This window comes from Achromobacter sp. NPDC008082 (assembly GCF_042957345.1).
Taxonomy (GTDB): Bacteria; Pseudomonadota; Gammaproteobacteria; order Burkholderiales; family Burkholderiaceae_B; genus Achromobacter; species Achromobacter kerstersii_A.
On the sequence record NZ_JBIBIB010000006.1, the window covers coordinates 331,433 to 352,373 of the forward strand.

The following is a 20,941-nucleotide window of genomic DNA, read 5'->3' on the forward strand; positions in this document are numbered from 1 at the left end:
CCCCGATACAATCACGGGCATGAATTCAGCAACACAACCCACCGCCGCCGACGCCCACGCGGGCCACACTCCGATGATGCAGCAATACCTCCGCCTAAAAGCGGAGGCTGGCCCCTTGCTGCTCTTCTACCGCATGGGCGACTTCTATGAAATGTTCTATGAAGACGCGGAACGCGGCGCGCGTCTGCTCAACCTGACGCTGACCAAGCGCGGTTCGTCCAACGGCATTCCGATTCCGATGGCCGGCCTGCCCGTGCACGCCATGGAGCAATACCTCGCCCGGCTGGTCGCAATGGGGGAATCCATTGCCATCTGCGAACAGATTGGCGACCCGGCTGCGTCCAAGGGGCCGGTTGAACGCCGTATCGTGCGTATCGTCACGCCAGGCACGCTGACCGACGACGCCCTGCTGCCGGCCAAGGCCGACCGCGCGCTTGCCGCCGTGTTCGTTACCGGCAACGCCCGTGCGCCGCGCGCCGGGCTGGCCTGGCTGAACCTGGCCAGCGGTGAATTCCGCGTCACCGAATGCGCGCCGGCTCAATTGGAATCGGAACTGCATCGCATCGCGCCTGCCGAGATCATCTGCGCCGACAGCGCTGAATTTGATTTTCCGTTCGACGGCGCCCGCGCCCGGGTGCCTGACTGGCACTTCGAAAGCGATGGCGCACGCGCGCACCTGCTGGCCCACTTCAAGACCGACACGCTGGCCGGCTTTGACATCGAAGACATGCCGGCGGGCATCTGCGCCGCAGGCGCGCTGCTGCGCTACGCGGCGCGCACCCAGTCGCAGGCCTTGGCCCACGTGCAAAGCCTGTCGGCCGAGCGCCCGGGGCAGTACGTGCTGCTGGACCCGGTCACCCGCCGCAACCTGGAACTGACGCAAACGCTGGCCGGCGAAGATTCGCCCACGCTGTTTTCGTTGCTGGACGGTTGCCGCACGCCGATGGGCAGCCGTTTGCTGCGCCGCTGGCTGCATCACCCCTTGCGCGAAAACGAGCAAGCGCTGGCGCGCCAGCAAGCCATTTCGGCGTTGCTGGCCGGCCGCATGGATGTCGAGCAGACGTTTGGCTCTGCCGGGCTGCTGGAAGCGCTGCGCAGCGCACTGAACGCGTTCCCCGATATCGAACGCATCGCCGCCCGCCTGGCGCTGCGCTCAGTGCGCCCGCGTGAACTGGCCAGCCTGCGCGATGCGCTGGAATCGCTGCCGGCCTTGCGCGACCTGCTCGAACCCATGGCCGCATCGCCGCGCCTGGGCGAACTGATCTCGCATCTGTCCGTAGACCCGGCGCTGGCCGCGCTGCTGATGCGCGCGATTGCGCCGGAACCCGCCGTGGCCATCCGCGACGGCGGCGTGCTGGCGGCAGGGTTTGACGCCGAACTCGATGAACTGCGCGGCCTGGCCGCTGACGGTGGCGACTTTCTTCTGCAACTGGAAGCCCGCGAACGCGAACGCACCGGCATCAGCAACCTGCGCGTGGAATTCAACCGCGTGCACGGGTTCTATATCGAAGTCACCAAGGGCCAAACGGCCAAGGTGCCGGAAGACTACCGCCGCCGCCAGACGCTGAAGAACGCCGAACGCTACATCACGCCCGAGCTCAAGACCTGGGAAGACAAGGTGCTGTCGGCGCAAGACCGTTCGCTGGCTCGCGAAAAATGGCTGTTTGAACAGTTGCTGGATGTGCTGGCCGAACACGTGCGCCCGCTGTCCGATTGCGCGGCGGCGCTGGCCGAGCTGGACACGCTGGCCGCCCTGGCCGATCACGCGCGCCGTCACGACTGGATCGCGCCTGACTTGTCGGAACAGGCCGACATCGACATCGACGCCGGCCGTCACCCCGTGGTTGAACATGCCATCGAACGCTTCACGCCCAACGGCTGCCGGCTGGACCCGGCGCGCCGCATGCTGCTGATCACCGGCCCGAACATGGGCGGTAAATCGACGTACATGCGGCAGGTGGCGCTGATTGTGCTGCTGGCGCGCATCGGCAGCTTTGTGCCGGCGGCGCGCGCGCGCATTGGCAAGATCGACCGCATCTTCACCCGCATCGGCGCGGCCGACGATCTGGCCGGCGGGCGCTCGACCTTCATGATGGAAATGACGGAAGCCGCCGCCATCCTGTCTGCCAGCACGCCCAACAGCCTGGTGCTGATGGACGAAATCGGCCGCGGCACGTCCACCTACGACGGCCTGGCGCTGGCCTGGGCCATTGCCTGCCGCCTGCTGGCGCACAACCGCGCGCTGACGCTGTTCGCCACCCACTATTTCGAACTGACCCGCCTGCCTGCCGAACAACCGGCATCCGCCAACGTGCATCTGGCCGCGGCGGAATCCGCCAGCGGCATCGTGTTCCTGCACGAAGTGCGCGAAGGCCCCGCCAGCCGCAGCTACGGGATTCAAGTGGCGCAGCGCGCGGGCGTGCCTGCCGCCGTCATCCGCCAGGCCACGCGTGAACTCGAACGGCTGGAAGCGCAGGGTGCGCCCACGCCGCAACTGGGCCTGTTCTCGGCTGCGGCCGATGCCGATGCGCAAGCCTACGCCGAGGCCGAACGTTCCGACGCCATCGAGGCGCTGGACGCCTTGCGCGAAGAACTGGCCACCATCGACCCCGACAGCCTCACCCCGCGCGAAGCGCTGGATGCCCTTTACCGTTTGAAGAAACACGTTCAATGAACCTCGATCACGCGTTGCCGCTCTTGGGCAATCAAAGCCCCAACGACTTCATGCGCCGCTATTGGCAGCGCAAGCCGCTGTTGATCCGCCAGGCCATCCCTGACTTCAAGCCGCCGCTCACCATCGCGGCCATCAAGAAGCTGGCCCGCCGCGACGACGTGGAGTCGCGCCTGATCTGGCGCGAGAACGGCGAATGGCAAATGGAGAACGGCCCGTTCGCGCGTCTGCCCAAAGACAACGAAGGCGACTGGACGCTGCTGGTGCAAAGCGTGGACCTGCTTAGCGACGCCGCGTCCGAACTCATGGGGCTGTTCCGTTTCATTCCCGATGCGCGCCTGGACGACGTGATGATCAGCATCGCCAGCCATGGCGGCGGCGTGGGCCCGCACTTCGACAGCTATGACGTGTTCCTGCTGCAAGCCGCAGGGGAACGCGAATGGCGTTACGGCCGTCAGAAAGATCTGTCACTGACCCCCGACCTGCCGCTGAAGATTCTCAGCAACTTTCAGCCAGAAGAGAAGGCCGTGCTGGCCCCGGGCGACATGCTGTATCTGCCGCCGCAGGCCGCGCATGACGGCATTGCGGTCGGCGACGGCTGCATGACGATTTCGATTGGCTTCCGCGCCCCCACGCAAGCCACGCTGGCGCGCGGGCTGCTTGAAGCGGCGGCTGACCAGGTGATGGCCCGCGTGGGGTTGCTGGGCGGCCCTTACGGCGAACCCGCGCTGCCCGGCCCGAAGTTGTCTGCGGTGTACCGTGACCCCGGCCAACCGGCGGTGGACACGCCTGCGGCCCTGCCCGATGCGCTGGTCGCGGCCACGCTGGAAACGGTTGAAAAGATGCGCTTTGATGATGCGCTGGCCTCGCGTTTCCTGGGCTGCTGGCTGACCGAACCGCACAACCAGAGCGTATTCGACGCCCCCGAAGACATGGACGTGGATCTTGAAGAAGACTGGCCCGCCGTCGGCCGGCTGGTGCTGGACCGCCGCAGCCGCATGCTGTATCGCGGCAAGCAGCTCTTCATCAACGGTGAAACCGCCATGACGCCCGCAGATGCCGCCTTGCGCCAGCTTGCGGATGCGCGCAGTCTGGATTGCGCCCATCCGGCCTGCGCAAAGCTGTCGCCAGAGGCCCGTTCATGCCTGGCGGATTGGCTGGATTCGGGGTGGATTCACTACGTGGCATCGTAGTATCCAGACACGTGCGCGTATCTGTCTCGAACAGAACGCAATCAGGTCTGATCGCGGGGACACATACAGAAAGAGATAACACGAAGCTGAAAGGTTTGTTGCCGTTGGGATGCCACCTTTTTAACTTTCACACGCGATCGGCCCGCGGGTTCCTGTAGCCTGGATTCTGGTTTCCCCTAAGGGGGTTTCAAGAGTCGTCATCTACAGGAGTCCAAAAATGATGAGCAAAACCTTGATTATTGCCTCGGTGCTGGCCGTCGCGCTCAGCGCTTGCAACAAGAAGGAAGATGCCCCGGCGCCCGCGACCAACCCCACTCCGGGTGCAAGCACGCCCGCGCCCACCACCACGCCGCCGGCCACCTCGCCGGCTCCGGCCCCCACTCCTAACACCACGCCGGGTGGCGGTTCGACCACCCCGGGCGGCTCGACCACGCCCGCGTCTTAATAAAAACAGAGACGAACCCCCGCTCTGAAGACGTAAAAAAGCCCTGGCAATGCCAGGGCTTTTTTGCGTCCTTTGAAAGCGGACGGGCCGGCGATTCAACGCCGGCCGTTCTCAGATTTACATCTTGTCCTTCAGCACGCTCAGCAGACGCTGGGCGGTGGCGCTGCTGTCGCGCGCGCCGTTGGCGTCCAGCACCGTGACCGTGGTCTGGTCGCCGGTTGCGGCCAGGTGAATGCGGTACTGCGGCGCCTGGGCCTTCTTGTCGCCCGAGAACATGCGGCCGAAGAAGCCCGGCTGCTCGTTCTTTTCGCCGGTGTCGGTGTCGACGTAGCGCACGAAGTAGTCGCCTGCGGAACGGTCGCGGTCTTCAACGGCGAAACCACCGCCGTCCAGGGCCACGCCAACGCGGCGCCATGCGCGGTCAAACGATTCGGCCACCAGCAGCGATGCGCCTTGCGCACGCACGTCTTCCTGCACGGCGGGCTTTTGCGGCGCGGCTTCGGCTTGCTGCACCAGCTTGCGAGCGTTGTCGACGTCGGAACCCAGGTAGACCATCATGCGCGCGAGCATGGCGGCGTTCAGGCCCGGATCTTCCTTGCCGTTCTGCCACTGCACTTGGCCGCCGTCGCTGCCGACGCGCTTTTCCAGCATCTGGCGATGGCTGACGAACACTTCGGTGTGACCATTGACGCGCTCGACGCGGGTGCGGAATTTCTCGCGTTCGCCGCTATCCCAGGCCGACTCCAGCACGGCGCCCAAGGCTTGGCGCAACCAGCTTTCCGGAATCTTGGCGCGGTTTTCCGCCCAGTCGGTTTCGATCAAGCCAGCGCCGGGGTTGTTGCTGGCCACCGTGAAGCCGTTCTCGGTCCAGAAGTCGACCAGACGCGGGAACACATCTTCCGGGGCACGATCAATGACGAGCCAGCGCAGGTCGCCATCACGCTCGACGCGCATGTCCTGACGGCCGGGAAGCACATTGCTGGACTTCGGGGCCGACGCTTGCGCCTGGCCCTGCTGTTGGAACTGCGAATACGTCGTCGAGCCCGAGGCCGGCGCGCGGTAACGCGGATCACTGTTTGCCTGAGTCAGATCCGGCGGGATGCTCAGAGGCTCTCCACGCTGGGTGACGGCGCTCTTGTAGTTGACGGATTCTTCATTGCCCAGGAATTGATTGACCTCGCTGCAGCCGGCCAATAACACCAGAGACATCAATGCCGACAAACCGGCATGACGCTTGTTCATACGTATCCTCACGATATTTAGAGCAGACCCGTTTCCTGGAGCGCACGACGCACGATTTCGTGGTTCTGCGTTCCCAGTTCAACCAGCGGGAGCCGGTAGCCCAGTGCGCTGCGGCCCATTTCGGCCAACGCCCACTTGACGGGGATGGGATTGGCTTCAACAAACAAAGCCTTGTTCAGACGCGCCAGGTACGCATTAAGTTCACGCACCTTCGGCACATTGCCGGCCAGCGCCGCGGCGCACAGCTCATGCATGAGCTTGGGCGCCACGTTGGCGGTGACCGAGATGTTGCCACGCGCGCCCAACAGGATCAGGGCGGCGGCGGTGGGGTCATCACCGCTGAAAACCTGGAAGCTGGCAGGCGCTTCGCGCAGCAGCAAGCCACCGCGGGCGATGTCGCCGGTGGCATCCTTGATGCCGATGATGCCCGGCACCTGCGCCAGACGCAGAACCGTGTCGTTGCTCATATCGGCAACAGTACGGCCCGGTACGTTGTACAGGATGGTGGGCAGATCGACGGCTTCCGCGATGGTGCGGAAGTGACGGTACAAGCCTTCTTGCGACGGCTTGTTGTAATAGGGAACGACCGACAGGCCGGCCTGCGCGCCCACTGCCTTGGCGTGACGCGTCAGGTGGATGGCTTCGTCGGTGGAGTTGGCGCCCACGCCAGCGATGACCGGGATACGGCCAGCGGCATGTTCGACCGCCACGCGGATCAGTTCCGCATGCTCTTCCATGGAGACCGTGGGAGATTCCCCAGTGGTGCCCACCACCACCAGCGCATCGGTTCCTTCCTGGACGTGCCAGTCGATCAATGACCGGTAGGCAGCGTAGTCCAAGGTGCCATCGGGCTGCATGGGGGTGACCAGGGCCACCAAGCTGCCCTGGAAATTAACGCCTGCGGCGGTTGCAGGGGATGCCATAAATGTAGGGCTCCAACGCCCCACGGCAGGATGCCCCAGGGCCAGAATCAATGAAACCGCTGAGTTTAACGGATATTGGCCGAAATCCTACAGAAACCACTGGACGATAGTCGTTCCAAATTCGTACACCGGGCGCATCAAAAGCCAGAGCACATCGGTGACCAGCAGGACGATGACAATCACCAGACCATAGGGCTCAATCTTGGAATACTGCCAGGCCAGGCGGTTGGGCAGCAGGCTGAACAGGATGCGTCCCCCATCCAGCGGCAGGATCGGCAGCAAATTCAGCGCCATCAGCACCAGATTGATATTCACGCCCGCCACGCCCATCTGGAACCAGAACGATTCCTGCATGCCGGACTCCAGCATCAGGCGCAGCGAAAACGCCCAGAGAATCGCCATGAACAGGTTCGCGGCAGGACCCGCCAGCGCCACCCAAAGCATGTCGCGCTTGGGGCGGCGCAGACGGCCGAAGTCCACCGGCACGGGCTTGGCCCAGCCGAACAGCATGCCCGGGCTGCCCAGCAGCTTGGACGCCAGCAGGATGGCGACCGGCACCAGCAGCGTGCCGACCGGGTCGATATGGCGCGCCGGATTCAGGCTGATGCGGCCAGCCTCATACGCGGTGGGGTCGCCGAACATGCGCGCGACGTAGCCGTGCGCGGCTTCGTGCAGAGTAATGGCGAAGATTACCGGTATCGCGTAGACCGCAATGGTTTGGATGATGTCATTCATGGCGAACCGGATTGTAGATGAGCCGCGTGCCGGCGGGAGCCGGCACGCAAGGTAAAACGCAAGGGGGAAAAATCAGGCAAGGCCAAGCGTGGCGGGATCGCCCCGGCCTACGCGAACCACGACGGGATCGTCGCTGGTGAGGTCGATGACGGTGGTCGGCGATTGCGGGCAGGCGCCCGCGTCGATGATGGCGGCCAAGTCATGGTCGTAGCGATCGCGGATGGCTTCAGCGTCGTTCAACGCTTCGGTTTCGTCTTTGGGAATCAGGGTCGTGGATAGCAACGGCGCGCCCACTTGTTCCAGCAATCCCAGGATGACGAGATTGTCCGGCACGCGAATGCCGATGGTCTTGCGCGACGGGTGCGACACCCGCCGCGGCACTTCCTTGGTGGCTTCAAGAATGAAGGTCCACGGACCCGGCGTTGCGGCTTTCAACAAGCGGTATTGCTTGTTGTCGACGCGCGCGAAATGGCCGATTTCAGCCAGGTCGCGGCACAGCAAAGTGAGGTGATGTCTTTCGTCCAGGCCGCGTAGCCGGCGCAAGCCGTCCGCAGCGTCCTTATCGTCCAGCCGCGCGACGACGGCATAACTGGAATCGGTGGGTACGGCCACAAGGCCCCCATCGTTCAGCCATTGGGCTGCCTGCTTGAGCAGGCGAGGTTGAGGATTCGCAGGATGAATAGATAAATGCAGAGCCATGGGTTTATCCTAACACTCTTGAATGCCGCCCAGCATGGCGCGGCGATGCAAAATGGCGGGAACGCCGACCCGCCCGGAGAAACAGTATGCGCCTCGATGACTCGCGCGAAAGCGACAATGTGGAAGACCGACGTGCCAGCGGTCCCCGAATCGGCGGCCGGGGAACCATCGGCATCGGTACGATAGTACTTGCCTTGGTGGCCATGTACTTTGGCGTGGACCCCAGCGTGGTCTTGCAGATGGCCGAAGGCCCGCCCGAAACGCAGCAGCAAGCGCCCGCCACGCGCCCGCCCGTGAACGATCCGCAAGCGCGCTTCGTGGCCAAAGTGCTGGGCGAAACCGAAGACACCTGGAGCGCCATTTTTCAGAAAGATCTGAACCGGCAATACGTCGCGCCCAAGCTCGTGCTGTTCCGCGGCGCCACGCCCACGGCCTGCGGCACCGGCCAGACCGCGATGGGCCCGTTCTACTGCCCCGGCGATAGCAAGGTGTATATCGACCTGGCGTTCTTTGATGAATTGCAGAACCGCTTCAAGGCGCCGGGCGACTTCGCCCAGGCCTATGTGATTGCGCATGAAGTAGGCCACCACGTGCAGCACTTGCTGGGCATCTCGGACCAGGTCGACCAATTGCGCCGCCGCAATCCGGCTCAGGCCAATGCGTTGTCGGTGCGGGTCGAATTGCAGGCCGACTGTTTTGCCGGCCTGTGGGCGCAGCGCGCGAATGCGGCGCGCAACATCCTGGAAGGCGGTGACGTGGAAGAAGCATTGGCGGCAGCCACCGCCATTGGCGACGACCGTCTGCAAAAGCAGGCGCAAGGCTATGCCGTGCCGGACTCGTTCACCCATGGCTCGTCGGCTCAGCGCGTGCGCTGGTTCAAGCGCGGCCTGGACAGCGGCAACATCAAGCAATGCGATACGTTCTCAGCCAGCACGTTGTAGGCGCGGCCCTTTAGCTGGATATCCATCCAGCCAAAAGAACGACATCGTCTTCATCTTGTAAGATTACGCCCCCTCGCACTGTTTCCGCGCATGAGTTCCCTGCGCCGACGCGAGCGGCGCCGCGCACCTTAAAGCGCAATTCCAAGACCCTAGATCTGTTTTATGGCCAACAAGTTCGAACCGCTAATCACCGTTGATGAGGTGCAAGAGATCCTTGCCGAACCCAAGGAAACCGTAAAGCCGATCGCCTGGGTGCCCAAGCCCGCCGCCAACAACATCCAGTGGATGGAGTTCGCCAGCACCTGCAAGGTCAAGGGTGAAGTGCGCGACGACGTGATCTTTCGCGTGACCTACCGCGGCGCGCGCACCGTGGTGCACGGCCAGGCCACGATCTTCCTGACGGAAGCATTCTGCGCCAGCCTTTTCGTGGGCCCGCACCGCGTGTTCGGCGTGGACACGGACGACTCCTTTCACACCAGCCTGGTGGGCGAAGGGCGGCCGCAGTACCGCAAGCCGCTGGCCGACCGCAGCCATGAACATATCTGGGTGGACGAAGGCGAAGGCTACGCCGAACCCATCGTGCCTGCCCTGCACACTATCGGCGCGCTGATGCAGTACTTCCTGCCGCGAGCGAACCTGACGCTTGCCGGCGGATTTGCGCATCCCCTCAAAGGCCGCCAAATCGAATTGATCCTATGAGCACTTTTCTGGAAGCCTCCGGCTGGACTGTCCTGCCGGCCGGTGAACACGCCATTCGCGCCGTCGCCCCCATGACGTTGGGGCTGGACGGCCAGCACGCGGCCTTCTTCATCGCGCACCCGGACGACGCCACCTTCTACCTGACCGACGCCTGTGAGACCACGATGCACGCGTCCAGCTACGGCATCGACGTGGGCGCCAAGCGCATTGACATGCTGAACGAAACGCCCGGTGTCACCCTGGCGCACTTCGACCGCGACGGCGCCATCGTTGCCTCGGGCCCCAACGAGCAGCTGCAAGAGGCGCTTTGGGACGCCGTGAAGCTGGCGATGGCCTTGTCGTTCCAATGCGCCAAGTGGATGCCGCGCTTCAGCCAACTGCGCTTTCGTGCTCAGGTGGGACGCGCGCTTGCGGAAGGCGTGGGCGTGAACCGCATGGTCAAGGGCGCGCGCGCCAAGGCCAGCAGCGGCCACACGGCCGACTTCGCGTTCGCCGTTCGTGCGGCGGGCAGCACGGCGCTGACCTACATTGAGCCGATTGCGCTGAAGGCCGGCAAGAAAATGGATTGGACGCAGGTTTACCAAACCCACGGCAAGATGTCGGACGTGAAGATGGCGAATGCGCGCCACTCACGCATGGTCATCCTGGAAGACGGCGCAACAGCCGAAGAATTCAAGAAGGCCGTGACCATTCTTGAGCAGTCCGCCACGGTGCAGACGCTGGCCAAGACGCGCGACTGGCGGGAAGTGTTTTCCGACTAGGACGACGCCGCCAAGACGGCCACACTAAGACGGCAACGCCGAGGCGGCGACACTAAGACGGCAACACTAAGACGGCATGTTCGTCAGGCCGTCCACGATCTCGCGGCCATGCGATATGGCCGCGTGCACGGCTTCTCGCGGACTGTAGACGAAACCGCCTTCGGCAAAACGGGGAACCGGGTACTCGTCGCCGCCTTCCAGCACGGCGCCTGCCTGAACCACCATTATCGAGGCGATGAATACGGGGCCGCTGGGCAACGCTTGAACCTCTGCGTCCGCGCCCCGGGACACCTTGGCCGTCAGCCGGTATCCCTTGTAGATCAAGTTGTTTGGATGCACTTCGAATGCCCTCTTTCTGCGGTCGAGCATACTCCGGGCTTTCATGACAGTTCAGATATGTTTTGTAACCTGGGCAGAAAATAGAAACATTGTTGCACCGCAAGAATTACGTCCCCATTTCTCAAATGTTGAGACGCGGAAAAGGCAATCTGCCGGATCGATAAGCCTGATGCGGGCTGCGGCGCAACGCAAGGTTCGCCGCGCCCGTATCAGCGCCAGGTCTCAGCCCGGCCTACGGGGATTTCCCTAAGTCCTGTTGCGAAATCGCATCTTCAGCCGCAAGCATGGCTGTCGCCCGCATGTAGTCATCCAGCGTCCACCCCCGACCCAACAGGATGATCCGCGTGTGCAGATCCTCCTGAACACGAGGCGCCACCTCACGCCCCAGATAGCGCAGCTGCTTGCGGCGCAGATCCACGTAGCCCAGCTCGTAATGCCGCGCCAGCCCCATCCACAAGCGATGCGCGCCGGTGGACTGGCGCGCGCCGCTGATGATGCACAGCCCTGCGTCCAGCCCCCACCGGTACACCGCCGTCGCCAGCCCCATGCCCTGATACGGCGCGGCGTATTTCGAGTGCGGCGCACGCACGTAGGGGTCGGCGCGCTTGCCCACTTCGATCAGCCGGTTGAACACGGTGTAGCCCGCCACCCGGTCGCGCTGCACATCCACCACATACACGTAGTACTCGCCGTCCGCTTCGCGATAGCGAAGCACGATGCCAGGGATGTCGGTCTTGACCTCCGGCAGGGCGTGCAAGCGATCCAAAGGGCGGTTCATCCGCGCGTGTATGGCATCGAGTTCGTTCTCCACTTCTTGGGGAGCATGATTGACGTCGATGCGTAGTTCCATTACTCCGCTCATGAAACGCGAGAGCGAATGCAATGCGTGCAGTGCCAACGTAGGCAAGGCCACCTCCTGTACAGCGTTGATAAAAAAATAGCCGCATTCGCGGCTGGGAATGGATGGGTTATGGGTGTGGGCTAGGCCGCGGCATGCGTATCTGCCTGCGTCCAGCCATTGGCATGTTGGGCCAGGGATTGCCCGTCGGGTTGGCCGAAGAACGCCGGAAACTGCCGCGCGCCCTTGCGCGTGACCGACAGCGCGCGCGAATCCAGATCCTTGGTGATCCAGCCGCGTTGCACCACCGCGTCAAGCAAGGCCGCGCCCAGCGCCCCGCCCAGGTGCGAACGGCGCTCGCTCCAGTCCAGGCACGCGCAAGCGAAGCGCCGGCGGCGTTGCCGGGCTTGCGCGACGTCAACGCCTGCCTGCGCAAGCGACGCTTCGCCCAGCGGCGTCAGCACGTAATCGCGCCCATCAGGCGTGAGCCATTGACGCGCGATCATCGCGTCGTGAATGCGCACAGCCAACGTGCCGGCCATGTGGTCGTAGCAGGTGCGGGCTTCGCGCAACGCAGAGGGCGTATTGGGTTTGAACGGCACGCGTTCGGCGCCGGCCACAACAAGCAGCGCTTCCAGCGCGTGCGCCACTTCACCATTGGCCAGGCGGAAGTAGCGATGCTTGCCTTGCACCGCCATCTCGACCAAGCCTTGCTCGCGCAAGCGCTGGAAATGGCTGCTGGCGGTGGACGCGCCAATGTCCGCCGCCGACGCCAATTCCGTCGCGGTGCGCGCGCGGCCGTCCAGCAGCAGGCACAGCATGCGCGCGCGGGCCGGGTCGGCAATGGCGCCCGCCACGGCCGAAAGATTGATGTCGGCGAACTCGGATTCCATGATTCGCTACAGACCAAAGTGTTGTGTGCAAGGCATAAGCATACTGCGACTCATCTCAAGAAAACATCCGACGCGTCTGAAAACCATGCCTACTGCTCAACCCTTCTTCGGCTGGAAAGTCCTGTCCGCCACGTTCGTCCTGGCCATCTTCGGTTGGGGCGTGGGCTTTTACGGCCCGCCGGTCTTCCTGCACGCGGTGGTGCAGCGCACCAGCTGGAGCGTGGCGCTGGTGTCCGGCGCCGTCACCCTGCATTTTCTAAGCGGCACGATCGTGGTGGCCAACCTGCCGCGCCTGTATCGCCGCGTGGGCGTGCCGCAAGCCACGTTGGGTGGCGCAGTGCTGCTGGCGCTGGGCGTGGCCGGCTGGTCGCAAGCCCAGGCCCCGTGGCAACTGTATGCCGCGTCGGTGCTCAGCGGCATGGGGTGGGTGGCGCTGGGCGCCGCCGCCGTCAACGCGCTGATTGCGCCGTGGTTCGTGCGCCGCCGCCCCGCCGCGCTGGGCATGGCCTATAACGGCGCCAGCGTCGGCGGCATCGTGTTTTCACCGTTGTGGGTATTCCTGATTGCCCAGGCCGGCTTTGCGCAGGCCGCCTTGTGGGTAGGCGTTGCGATGGTGCTCGTGATTGCGTTGCTGGCGCGCAGGGTGTTCGCCGTCACGCCGCAGCAGCTTGGCCAATTGCCCGACGGTGACACCGCCGCCACGTCCGCCGCGTCATCCGCCGCCCCGCTTGCCCGCGTCAGCAACCTGTGGCGCGACCGTGCTTTCCTGACGTTGGCGGGCGGCATGGCGTTGGGGCTGTTCGCCCAGATCGGGCTGATCGCGCACCTGCTGTCGCTGCTTGCACCCTTGCTGGGTGCGCAGACGGCGGGCGTGGCGATGGGGCTGGCCACCGCGGCCGCCATTGCGGGCCGCACGCTGGTCGGCGCGTTGATGCCAGCGGGCGCGGACCGGCGCAAGGTGGCCTGCGTGGCATATGCCATCCAGATCTGCGGATCGCTCACGCTGATGCTGGCCGCCGACCATGCCTGGGCGGTGTGGGTGGGCGTCGTGCTGTTTGGCTCGGGCATCGGCAATGCCACCTCGTTGCCGCCGCTGATCGCACAAACCGAATTCGCCCGCGAAGATGCGGCGCGCGTGGTGCCGCTGATTGTGGCGCTATCGCAAGGCGCCTACGCCTTTGCGCCCGCCCTGTTCGGCCTGCTGCGCGCCGTGCTCGACGCAACCGGGCAATCGATGCTCGGCTTCCTGGCGGCAACAGCGCTGGTGCAGGCCGCGGCCATTGTCTGCTTCCTGGCCGGGCGCGGTGCGGCGGCAGCGCGCGGCAACGTGTCCCATGACGCCGCGCACGCCCTCAGCCCAGCCCGCCCCGGCGCGCAACAAGACCGGCCATGATCGCGTTACCGCCTTCGCTGGCCAGCCCTTGCGCCACGCCCTGGCGGTCGGCCAGCGTGCGGTTCTGGCTGACTTTCCACTTGCCTTCGATACGCGAAATCGGAATCTCGACGCCCACAATCGCCCGCATCTGCGCCGCAATGAAATCCGCCGGCGCCTGGTCGACGCTCCACGGTTGCGTGCGCGCCTTTTCCTGGCTGTGGGTCAACGCGTCCAGCTGCGCGCGCAGCCAGGCCGGGTCATCCTGAATGACGGGCGTGCCCCACACATGCACGGCCACAAAATTCCACGTGGGAACGACCTTGTGCGTCTCGGCCTTAGTGGCGTACCACGAGGGCGTGATGTAGGCCTGCGCGCCATGAAAAGCGATCAGGCATTCCTGCCCCGCCGCCAAATGCGCCAGCTGCGGATTCGCGCGCGCCACATGCAGCCTCAACACGCCGTGCGGGCCTTCGGGATAGAGCAAACAGGGAATGTGGTTGGCCATCAGCCCGCCGTCCCCGCTGGTCATGATGACGCCGAGCGGATGGGCGCGAATGAAGTCATGCTGGACGGCTAGGTCGTCTTCACGGAAAGCGGACGGCAGATACATGGCGGGGCTGAAGTGGTCTGGAAAAATCACAACATAACGCCTTCGTGGCCCCATGCACAGGGCCATCGAACTGCTGTTTCATGGAGCCAGCCGGGCGGGCTGTCTAGCGCGCTATCGTCGGACGCGCTCGTAGGCTTGGTTCATGCGGTCTCGCGCCTCGGTTTCAAGCGCATAAGCGCGGTCGTAGCTTTCCAGGCACCCCGGCGTGGGGCTCGGCCACTTGATTGCGGCGATGGCTGCGGTGAGCTCGTCGCGGGCGCGCTGCCATTCCTTGACAGCGGCATACCATTCCTTGGCGGTGTCCATAGTTTCCTCCCTATGTGCACCGCCCCATCGTAGCGCCGGCATGCATGCCGCAACCGCGCGGCGCCACAGGAATAAAGGATGATCTCCATTTCCTGACAGGGTTTACCCAGAGGACTGGCGGGGCAGATCGCAAGGAAGATCTGCGGGAAACTCGCCTTGGATACCTCCCCTGAAAAAAGCTGCCCCCGCGCGGGGCGAGCGGAAGATAATTGGCGATGCGCTGGCGTGGATACCGCCACTTCCTGAAGGGGAACCATCATGAACGCACGCTTGAATCAGGCCGCTGGGTTCGTCACGCTCTGCGCCGCCATCGCGCTGGCCGGCTGCACCAACCTGCCCCGCGCTGAAAACTATTCCACGGAACTCGGAGAATCGCAGGCGCAGCTGCAACCGGACCCCGTCTGGAGCGGCGGCCGCATCTGGGTGCGCCCCGCCCCGCCCATCAGCAGCCAGTACGACAAAAAAATCTTGCTGGAGCCGATCACGTACATCCCCGGCGACCGGCCCGACCAGCTGGACATGAAGAACAACGCCGTCTTGCGCGAGCAGGTCCTGGCGTACATGAATGAAGCGGTGCGGCGCGAACTTTCGAAAGCAGGCTATCAATTGGTGGCGGCGCCCGCGCCACGCACGATGCGCGTGCGGGCCGCCATCACCGCCACCTTCAAGAACGACCGCGATCCGCGCGCGATGGAGTACATCCCGATCGGCTTTGTGCTCGGACAGGGCGCCAAGGCTGCCGGCCTCCGCGATGATTCCGCGCGGCTGCTGATCGAGGCGTCGGTGCGCGACGCCAACACCAACGAACTGCTGGTCGCCTCACTCGGCGCCGTCACCGGCGGCAATCTGCCCCCGGACAAGACGCCCACGCCGGACGACGTGCGCGCCGCCATTGACGATTGGGCGCGTCAGGTCACCGAGCAATTCAACCGCATCTGGCTGAACGCCCCGGCAACGAAAGCCAGTCCCTGAGCGCCGGCCGTGGACAGCGTCCGCCCCACCCCGCCGGCTTCCAGAAGCGGCAGAGCCATCCTTAGCCCATTTCATCGCGTCGCTGCGCAACCTGCGTAAAATCCGGCAGCCCGATCGGGACACGCGGGGCGCAGGCCTGCTGCCGCTGACGGCCAACCGCCGCCGACAGGCCCGGCAGATTCAGCCAGCGTATGGGCGCCTCGCGTAAGGCCGGCAATCAGGGCGCAATCAACGAAGGCCCGCCTCCGTCGAAACCGCCTATTTTTTATCTTGTTGGCAGCGACCCGCCGCGAGCAGGGAACATAGTTGCCGCCGCCATGGTCAAAAACGCCAAGTTTTTTCTTAAAAATCACGATGTGATGAATATTGACGTCAACCCTCACTTACTCACAGCCACGGCTAATGCTACTGTTCCGCCTGTGCAAGGAGTACATGCAATGGATCAGAAAACGAAGCCCTGGGCTTTTCCCAAGCCTCATCCGGAAAACACCCCACGTGGTGAGCGCAATAAACAGGAGTTTGACGCTCCGCCCGAAGTGAAAAAAGCCGCGCCCAAACCGCGCGCCAAGAAAGAGCCTCCGGCCGCGAGCCGCGTGCGCTCATGAACGTGCCAGCCAGGACGCGCGCCGCCATCACGGCGGCGCCGTCCTTGCAGCGCTGGCCGCTTTCCCCCTTCCCATCCCGCGGAACCCGCGCTGACACGCCCACGGCGTGATCACCCATTCAAAGATCGCCGGTTCAAAAATCGCCGGTTCAAAGATTGACGGTACAAATCAAGCCCGGCCATACTCTGGCGGCCTGGACCGATCAACACCCCCATGACCGCTTCCATCCTGCTTGGCATCACCATCGTGCTCGCCGCCGGTTGGGGCGCGCTGGCGCTATGGATACGCGCACCGTTGCCCGCAAGCGTGCGCGGCGCGCTCGCAATCGCCTGGACAGCACTGGCGCTTGCCGCTATCGCCGCATTGATCTGGCCCGCCTGGCAGCCTGCGGGCATTGGTTTTGCCGCCGCGCTGCTGCTGATGCTGATCTGGTGGCGCAGCATTCGCCCGTCAAACCACCGCGACTGGATTCCCGAAGTCGCGCAGCAAACCTACGGCGACATCGACGGCGATAACGTCACCCTGCACAACGTGCGCAACTTCAACTGGCGCACGCGCACCGACTTCACCCCGCATTGGGAAACGCGCCACTACGCGCTGCACGAACTCGAATCCGTGGACGTGGCGCTGTCGTATTGGGGCCGCCCCGCCATCGCGCATGCACTGGTCTCATTTGGCTTTGGGCACGATCGCTATGTCGTGTTTTCCGTGGAGATCCGGCGTAAGCAAGGCGACCGCTTTTCCGAGATCGGCGGCTTCTTCAAACAGTACGAACTCAGCGTCATCGCATCCAGCGAAGAAGACAGCCTGCGCGTGCGCACCAACGTGCGCGGTGAAGACGGCTATCTGTACCGCATCCACATGCCGCCAGACAACGCGCGATCGCTGTTTCTGGCCTACGTGAACACGGCAAACCAGTTGCGCGACACGCCGCGCTTCTATCACACGCTTACCGCCAATTGCACCACCATCGTGTTCCAGATGGCGCGCCGTATCGTGCCAGGCCTGCCGCTGGATTACCGGCAACTGGTCTCTGGCTATCTGCCTGAATATCTGTATCAATTGCAGGTGCTGCAAGGCGCTGACAGCGCCGCGCAATACCGGCGGCTGGGCCGATACACAGACCGCGCCCGCGCGACCCAATCGCTACCGCCATCGTCAATGCCAACGTCATCGCCGCCGTCACTTGCCCCTGCGGCAACGGCGTTGCCCACGCCGTCGCACACGCCGTTCTCACAAGCCATCCGGCAAGGTGTGCCGGGCATCGAACCCTTGCGCGCGCGCGTGAACCAGACTCCGCCCAGCCCATGACGACGTTGATGGACCCCACGCTGCGCGGCAGCGGCAAGATCAGCGGCGTGTTCTTCAACGCGGCCAACGACGTGGTGGCCGTGGCGTCGGCGTTTTCATTGCTCATCAACCCGCGTGCCCGCGCGGCTTATGGCGGCCACGCCTTACGGTATCGCGTCGCGCTGTACCGGCAAGACGCCCTCGTTCCCTTCGCCGCCTTCGATGACCTGCATTATCCCGTCAACGACGTCGCGTTCAATCCCGACGGCACCAAGATCCTTATTGGCGGCGGCAGCTACGACGGCGGCTATCTATTCGAAGGCGACCTTATCGTCTGGGACTGGCGCAACGCACGCGCCACGCGTCCGTTCAAGCACGTGCCAGAAGTGGTGCGCTGCCGCTACAACGCAGCGGGCGATCAGATCGAAGCCTGGATGCGGCCCTGGGACGAAGAATGGGGCGCTGCCGATGACGATGCCGGCGACGCCGACAACGCCGACGATGCCTTCGACACCCTGTACCTCGTGCAGACTCCCGTCCCTGACGCCGCATCGCCCGCGCGCGACCTGGAGCTGGACCCCGCCGCCATCGCCCCCAAAGCGCCGCCCGCACCGGACATGCCCTCGCCCGTATCGCGCTTGAAAGCTTGGTTTGGCGTTCAGGATTGGACCAGCCGGGACGCCATCACCGACATCGCCGCGTTGGACGGCGGCCTGATCGCCGTCGCGCATCGCGGCTGCCTGCTTGAAATCTACCGGCGCAATGGCGAGTGCATCGCGGCCTACGCCGGCCATGGCCACGGGGCCGAAATCTTGAAGTCCGCGGGCGTGCGCGTCCACGTCGTTGAAACCACACAACGCCCGCCCAACGTTGGCCGGCAAGACTCCCGGCTGTACGCCTTGACCGAAGACGGCCTGCAACAGACCCACGCGTACGAAGGCGAACTCACGTTCTCGTCCACGCCGAACGGCCGCGTGCTGGGCCGCCAGAATCGGTTTCACCTTGCGGGAACGCGTGCGCGCGACGTGCTTCTGGACTTGAACACCGGCCTCGAGCAGCGTGTGGACCTTGGCCACTACGACTGCTTCAATCACTACCTCAATATTCGCGGCGCGCCGTACTTGTTCATGCTGCAAGGCACGCCGGCCAGCTCCCACGAAAACAAGGTGCTGTGCATCGTGGAACCGGACGGCGCCGTGCGCCGGCTTTGGCCGCTGCTGAAAGCAGACCGGAAACCCGCCAGCCACGCCATGGAGCTGTGCGGCGCCTATGTCGACGATGCACTGGGGGCCGGCGTCGTCATCAGCGGCAAGCACTATTGCCCGAACGTCACCACGCCCTACGTCGGCTTCATCTACCGCAAACCCCTGGACCGGGACCGCGAGGTGTGGCGACGCAGCACTCCGGCATCCGCCAGCGCCATCGTCGCCCTGCCCCACGCCGGCCTGATCGTGGCGGCCTTTCTGGACGGCAGCTTGCAAGCCATCGACGCACAATCGGGCGCGCTACGGCGAAACGCCAAGGTGCACGTGGACGGCCTGCCCACAATCATCTTCGCCATGGACGCCGACGACGACACGCTGCTGATTGGCACCGTGGACGGCAGAATCGCGCAATTGCGCATCAGCGCGCTGTGTCAGGACGCGAATGGCGAAACGGAAAATTCGCCTGCATCAAAAGCCTCATCACAATCCGCAAAATCGGCATCCATCCTTAATTTGAATTAGCGCCCGCCCCCCACGTCACCACTTGATTGCGGCCCGTCGTCTTCGCCTGGTACAGCGCCTGATCGGCGCACTTCAGCACGGCGCCAGCATCCGCATCATCGTCAGGCCAGCGCGCCGCGCCAATCGATACCGTGACATGGCCAACGCCGCCCGGCATCAGGTGCGCTTCCGTGGCGTGGCGAATGCGCTCGGCGATGGCGCGGGCCGCGTCCGGCAACGCCCCCGGCATCAGCACCAGAAACTCTTCGCCGCCCACCCGGCAGCAGGCGTCGTCGGCGCGCACGCACGAACGCATGATGTCCGCCAGCGTGGTCAATACGACGTCTCCCGCCGCATGCCCAAAGGTGTCGTTGACGCGTTTGAAGTGATCCAGATCCAGCGCCAGCACCGCAAACGGCAGCCGCGCGGACGTCAGCCTGGCCAACGCATTGGCCATGCCCCGGCGATTCAACAAGCCGGTCATCGGGTCCGTCATCGTCTCGGCATTCAACTTGCCAATCTGGCTTTCGTGCTGCGCCAGGGAATAGCCGACGGCATCACGCAGCTGTTCGGCTTCAAAGTAATTGGCCTTCACCGTTTGGATCAATCGCCCGGCCTGATTGGCGTCACCCGACTTCATCGCGCGCGCCAAAATGGACAACGGCCTGGCAATCCAGAAGCCCATCGCCGACACCATCAACAGCATCACAAACGCTGCGGGCACCGAGTATTCAAAGATGCGCCACATCAAGCCATGCAAGGGCGCCAGCGTCTCGGCCACGGGCCGTTGCACCACTACGCCCCAGCCCCCAAGCGTCATGTGCGCATAGCCGGCCAGCATGGGAACGCCCTGGCTATTGGTGACCGTCATCGAGCCGGACTCCCGGCGCAACAAGGCCTGTATGACGCGATTGGAGTCGCCCGCCGTGCCGATCCGGCTATGGTCGCGGTGGTACAGAATATTGCCATCGGCACCGACCACATACACGTACGACCCATCGCGGTAGAAATGCTCTTGCAACAGGCGGTCCAATTCGGTGTTGTGCTGCAAGTAAAGCGCCGCGCCCACAAAGCCCAGATACCTGCCCTGCGCATCCCGCACGGGCTCCGTCAATGCCACCGTCCACAGCCCTTGCGACGACAGATACGGCGGCGTCACATTGCTGGCTTGCTCCGCGCCCCGCAGATCCACGCCCGATGTGGTCCTGCCCTGCGTTTCCGCGCCCGGCAGCAGCGACGAGAAAGCCAGCATATGGCCCTTTGCATCCACCACCGCGGCCGCAATCACACCATCGGATTGCTCGGCCACGCGCAAGACTTCTTCGTCCAGCGCCGCCGGCGCGTCCATCAGCTTCGACACCCGCCGCGCGCTGGCTTTCAACTGCTGCTGGATGGCGCCCACGTACAGGTCCACCACTTCAGCCAGCTTCACCGCGTAGGCGCGATTGCCCTCCAGCGTCGTGGCGACCAGTTGTTCCTTCTGCACCGTGTACGCCGCGAACAGCGCATTGGCAAACGCCACGGCCGCGCTGAACACGGACAAGCCGACAACGAGATACAGCAAGGTGATTCTGGGTTTACGCAAGCGGCCTCCGATTTTTTATCAGATACGTTCTAGCATCTGCTTATCGGATGAACCATTGTTACGCGCCTCAAGAATCAAAAAAACAACAGCTGCGCCGGAGAATATCGACCCGG

The 20,941-nt window shown here is 64.2% G+C and carries 21 protein-coding genes; 11 read left to right on the forward strand and 10 right to left on the reverse strand.

Features of this window, described 5'->3' with window-relative positions; genetic code table 11:
* Window positions 1-19: 19 nt before the first annotated feature.
* The 3 genes from mutS to ACFZAI_RS25110 all read left to right on the forward strand — a co-directional run bounded on the left by mutS (window position 20) and on the right by ACFZAI_RS25110 (window position 4,309).
* On the forward strand, window positions 20-2,674 hold the full coding sequence (gene mutS / locus ACFZAI_RS25100; RefSeq protein WP_391569478.1) for a DNA mismatch repair protein MutS: 2,655 nt from the start codon (window positions 20-22) through the stop codon (window positions 2,672-2,674).
* The gene (locus tag ACFZAI_RS25105; RefSeq protein ID WP_391569479.1) at window positions 2,671-3,864 is read left to right on the forward strand and encodes a JmjC domain-containing protein; all 1,194 of its coding nucleotides are present in this window, start codon (window positions 2,671-2,673) and stop codon (window positions 3,862-3,864) included. The genes mutS and ACFZAI_RS25105 overlap by 4 nt, the downstream gene beginning before the upstream one ends.
* A 217-nt stretch (window positions 3,865-4,081) precedes the next feature.
* Window positions 4,082-4,309, forward strand: a complete 228-nt coding sequence (locus ACFZAI_RS25110; RefSeq protein ID WP_082387197.1) for an endopeptidase — start codon at window positions 4,082-4,084, stop codon at window positions 4,307-4,309.
* A gap of 117 nt (window positions 4,310-4,426) precedes the next feature.
* Here the strand turns inward: ACFZAI_RS25110 and bamC are convergent, their stop codons facing one another.
* The 4 genes from bamC to ACFZAI_RS25130 form a co-directional block, all read right to left on the reverse strand.
* Complete coding sequence (gene bamC / locus ACFZAI_RS25115) at window positions 4,427-5,551, reverse strand: outer membrane protein assembly factor BamC (RefSeq protein WP_391569480.1); 1,125 nt, start codon at window positions 5,549-5,551, stop codon at window positions 4,427-4,429.
* 17 nt (window positions 5,552-5,568) lie between these two features.
* Window positions 5,569-6,474 carry a 4-hydroxy-tetrahydrodipicolinate synthase gene (gene dapA / locus ACFZAI_RS25120; protein ID WP_391569481.1) on the reverse strand — a complete coding sequence of 302 codons (906 nt, stop codon included), beginning with the start codon at window positions 6,472-6,474 and terminating at the stop codon, window positions 5,569-5,571.
* Window positions 6,475-6,561: 87 nt separating this feature from the next.
* Window positions 6,562-7,209 (reverse strand): site-2 protease family protein, encoded by a 648-nt coding sequence (locus ACFZAI_RS25125; protein ID WP_391569482.1) that lies wholly within the window; start codon window positions 7,207-7,209, stop codon window positions 6,562-6,564.
* A gap of 72 nt (window positions 7,210-7,281) precedes the next feature.
* Entirely contained in the window at window positions 7,282-7,908 is a 627-nt protein-coding gene (locus tag ACFZAI_RS25130; RefSeq protein ID WP_391569483.1) for an L-threonylcarbamoyladenylate synthase, read from the reverse strand.
* 86 nt (window positions 7,909-7,994) lie between these two features.
* On the opposite strand from ACFZAI_RS25130, the gene ACFZAI_RS25135 reads away from it, so the two are divergent.
* From ACFZAI_RS25135 to ACFZAI_RS25145, 3 genes are all read left to right on the forward strand, one after another.
* Window positions 7,995-8,849, forward strand: coding sequence for a neutral zinc metallopeptidase (locus tag ACFZAI_RS25135; protein WP_391569484.1), 855 nt, complete (start codon window positions 7,995-7,997; stop codon window positions 8,847-8,849).
* 162 nt (window positions 8,850-9,011) lie between these two features.
* The gene (locus tag ACFZAI_RS25140; protein WP_391569485.1) at window positions 9,012-9,548 is read left to right on the forward strand and encodes a hypothetical protein; all 537 of its coding nucleotides are present in this window, start codon (window positions 9,012-9,014) and stop codon (window positions 9,546-9,548) included.
* A complete protein-coding gene (locus tag ACFZAI_RS25145) occupies window positions 9,545-10,309 on the forward strand; it encodes a DUF1828 domain-containing protein (protein WP_391569486.1) in 765 nt (254 codons plus the stop codon). The genes ACFZAI_RS25140 and ACFZAI_RS25145 overlap by 4 nt, the downstream gene beginning before the upstream one ends.
* Window positions 10,310-10,375: 66 nt before the next feature.
* Here the strand turns inward: ACFZAI_RS25145 and ACFZAI_RS25150 are convergent, their stop codons facing one another.
* The 3 genes from ACFZAI_RS25150 to ACFZAI_RS25160 form a co-directional block, all read right to left on the reverse strand.
* Window positions 10,376-10,648, reverse strand: coding sequence for a hypothetical protein (locus ACFZAI_RS25150; protein WP_082387210.1), 273 nt, complete (start codon window positions 10,646-10,648; stop codon window positions 10,376-10,378).
* Between the two features lie 232 nt (window positions 10,649-10,880).
* Window positions 10,881-11,498: an N-acetyltransferase gene (locus ACFZAI_RS25155; protein ID WP_391569488.1), complete on the reverse strand. Its 618-nt coding sequence runs from the start codon at window positions 11,496-11,498 to the stop codon at window positions 10,881-10,883.
* 131 nt (window positions 11,499-11,629) lie between these two features.
* Complete coding sequence (locus tag ACFZAI_RS25160) at window positions 11,630-12,379, reverse strand: ArsR/SmtB family transcription factor (protein WP_391569489.1); 750 nt, start codon at window positions 12,377-12,379, stop codon at window positions 11,630-11,632.
* Between the two features lie 85 nt (window positions 12,380-12,464).
* Between ACFZAI_RS25160 and ACFZAI_RS25165 the strand changes: the two genes are divergently transcribed.
* A complete protein-coding gene (locus ACFZAI_RS25165; RefSeq protein ID WP_391569490.1) occupies window positions 12,465-13,772 on the forward strand; it encodes an MFS transporter in 1,308 nt (435 codons plus the stop codon).
* Here ACFZAI_RS25165 and ACFZAI_RS25170 read toward each other — a convergent pair.
* The gene (locus ACFZAI_RS25170) at window positions 13,732-14,364 is read right to left on the reverse strand and encodes an FMN-binding negative transcriptional regulator (protein WP_391569718.1); all 633 of its coding nucleotides are present in this window, start codon (window positions 14,362-14,364) and stop codon (window positions 13,732-13,734) included. The genes ACFZAI_RS25165 and ACFZAI_RS25170 overlap by 41 nt on opposite strands.
* 111 nt (window positions 14,365-14,475) lie before the next feature.
* The gene (locus tag ACFZAI_RS25175; RefSeq protein ID WP_054426635.1) at window positions 14,476-14,670 is read right to left on the reverse strand and encodes a hypothetical protein; all 195 of its coding nucleotides are present in this window, start codon (window positions 14,668-14,670) and stop codon (window positions 14,476-14,478) included.
* A gap of 258 nt (window positions 14,671-14,928) precedes the next feature.
* Here ACFZAI_RS25175 and ACFZAI_RS25180 point away from each other — a divergent pair, with 258 nt between their 5' ends.
* From ACFZAI_RS25180 to ACFZAI_RS25195, 4 genes are all read left to right on the forward strand, one after another.
* On the forward strand, window positions 14,929-15,642 hold the full coding sequence (locus tag ACFZAI_RS25180; RefSeq protein WP_391569491.1) for a DUF3313 domain-containing protein: 714 nt from the start codon (window positions 14,929-14,931) through the stop codon (window positions 15,640-15,642).
* 191 nt (window positions 15,643-15,833) lie between these two features.
* Window positions 15,834-16,247: a hypothetical protein gene (locus tag ACFZAI_RS25185; RefSeq protein WP_391569492.1), complete on the forward strand. Its 414-nt coding sequence runs from the start codon at window positions 15,834-15,836 to the stop codon at window positions 16,245-16,247.
* 213 nt (window positions 16,248-16,460) lie between these two features.
* Entirely contained in the window at window positions 16,461-17,558 is a 1,098-nt protein-coding gene (locus ACFZAI_RS25190; RefSeq protein ID WP_391569493.1) for a DUF4105 domain-containing protein, read from the forward strand.
* Window positions 17,555-19,264, forward strand: a complete 1,710-nt coding sequence (locus tag ACFZAI_RS25195; protein WP_391569494.1) for a hypothetical protein — start codon at window positions 17,555-17,557, stop codon at window positions 19,262-19,264. Before ACFZAI_RS25190 ends, ACFZAI_RS25195 begins: the two co-directional genes overlap by 4 nt.
* Here the strand turns inward: ACFZAI_RS25195 and ACFZAI_RS25200 are convergent.
* Window positions 19,251-20,828, reverse strand: a complete 1,578-nt coding sequence (locus tag ACFZAI_RS25200; RefSeq protein WP_391569495.1) for a diguanylate cyclase — start codon at window positions 20,826-20,828, stop codon at window positions 19,251-19,253. The genes ACFZAI_RS25195 and ACFZAI_RS25200 overlap by 14 nt on opposite strands.
* Between the last annotated feature and the right edge of the window lie 113 nt (window positions 20,829-20,941).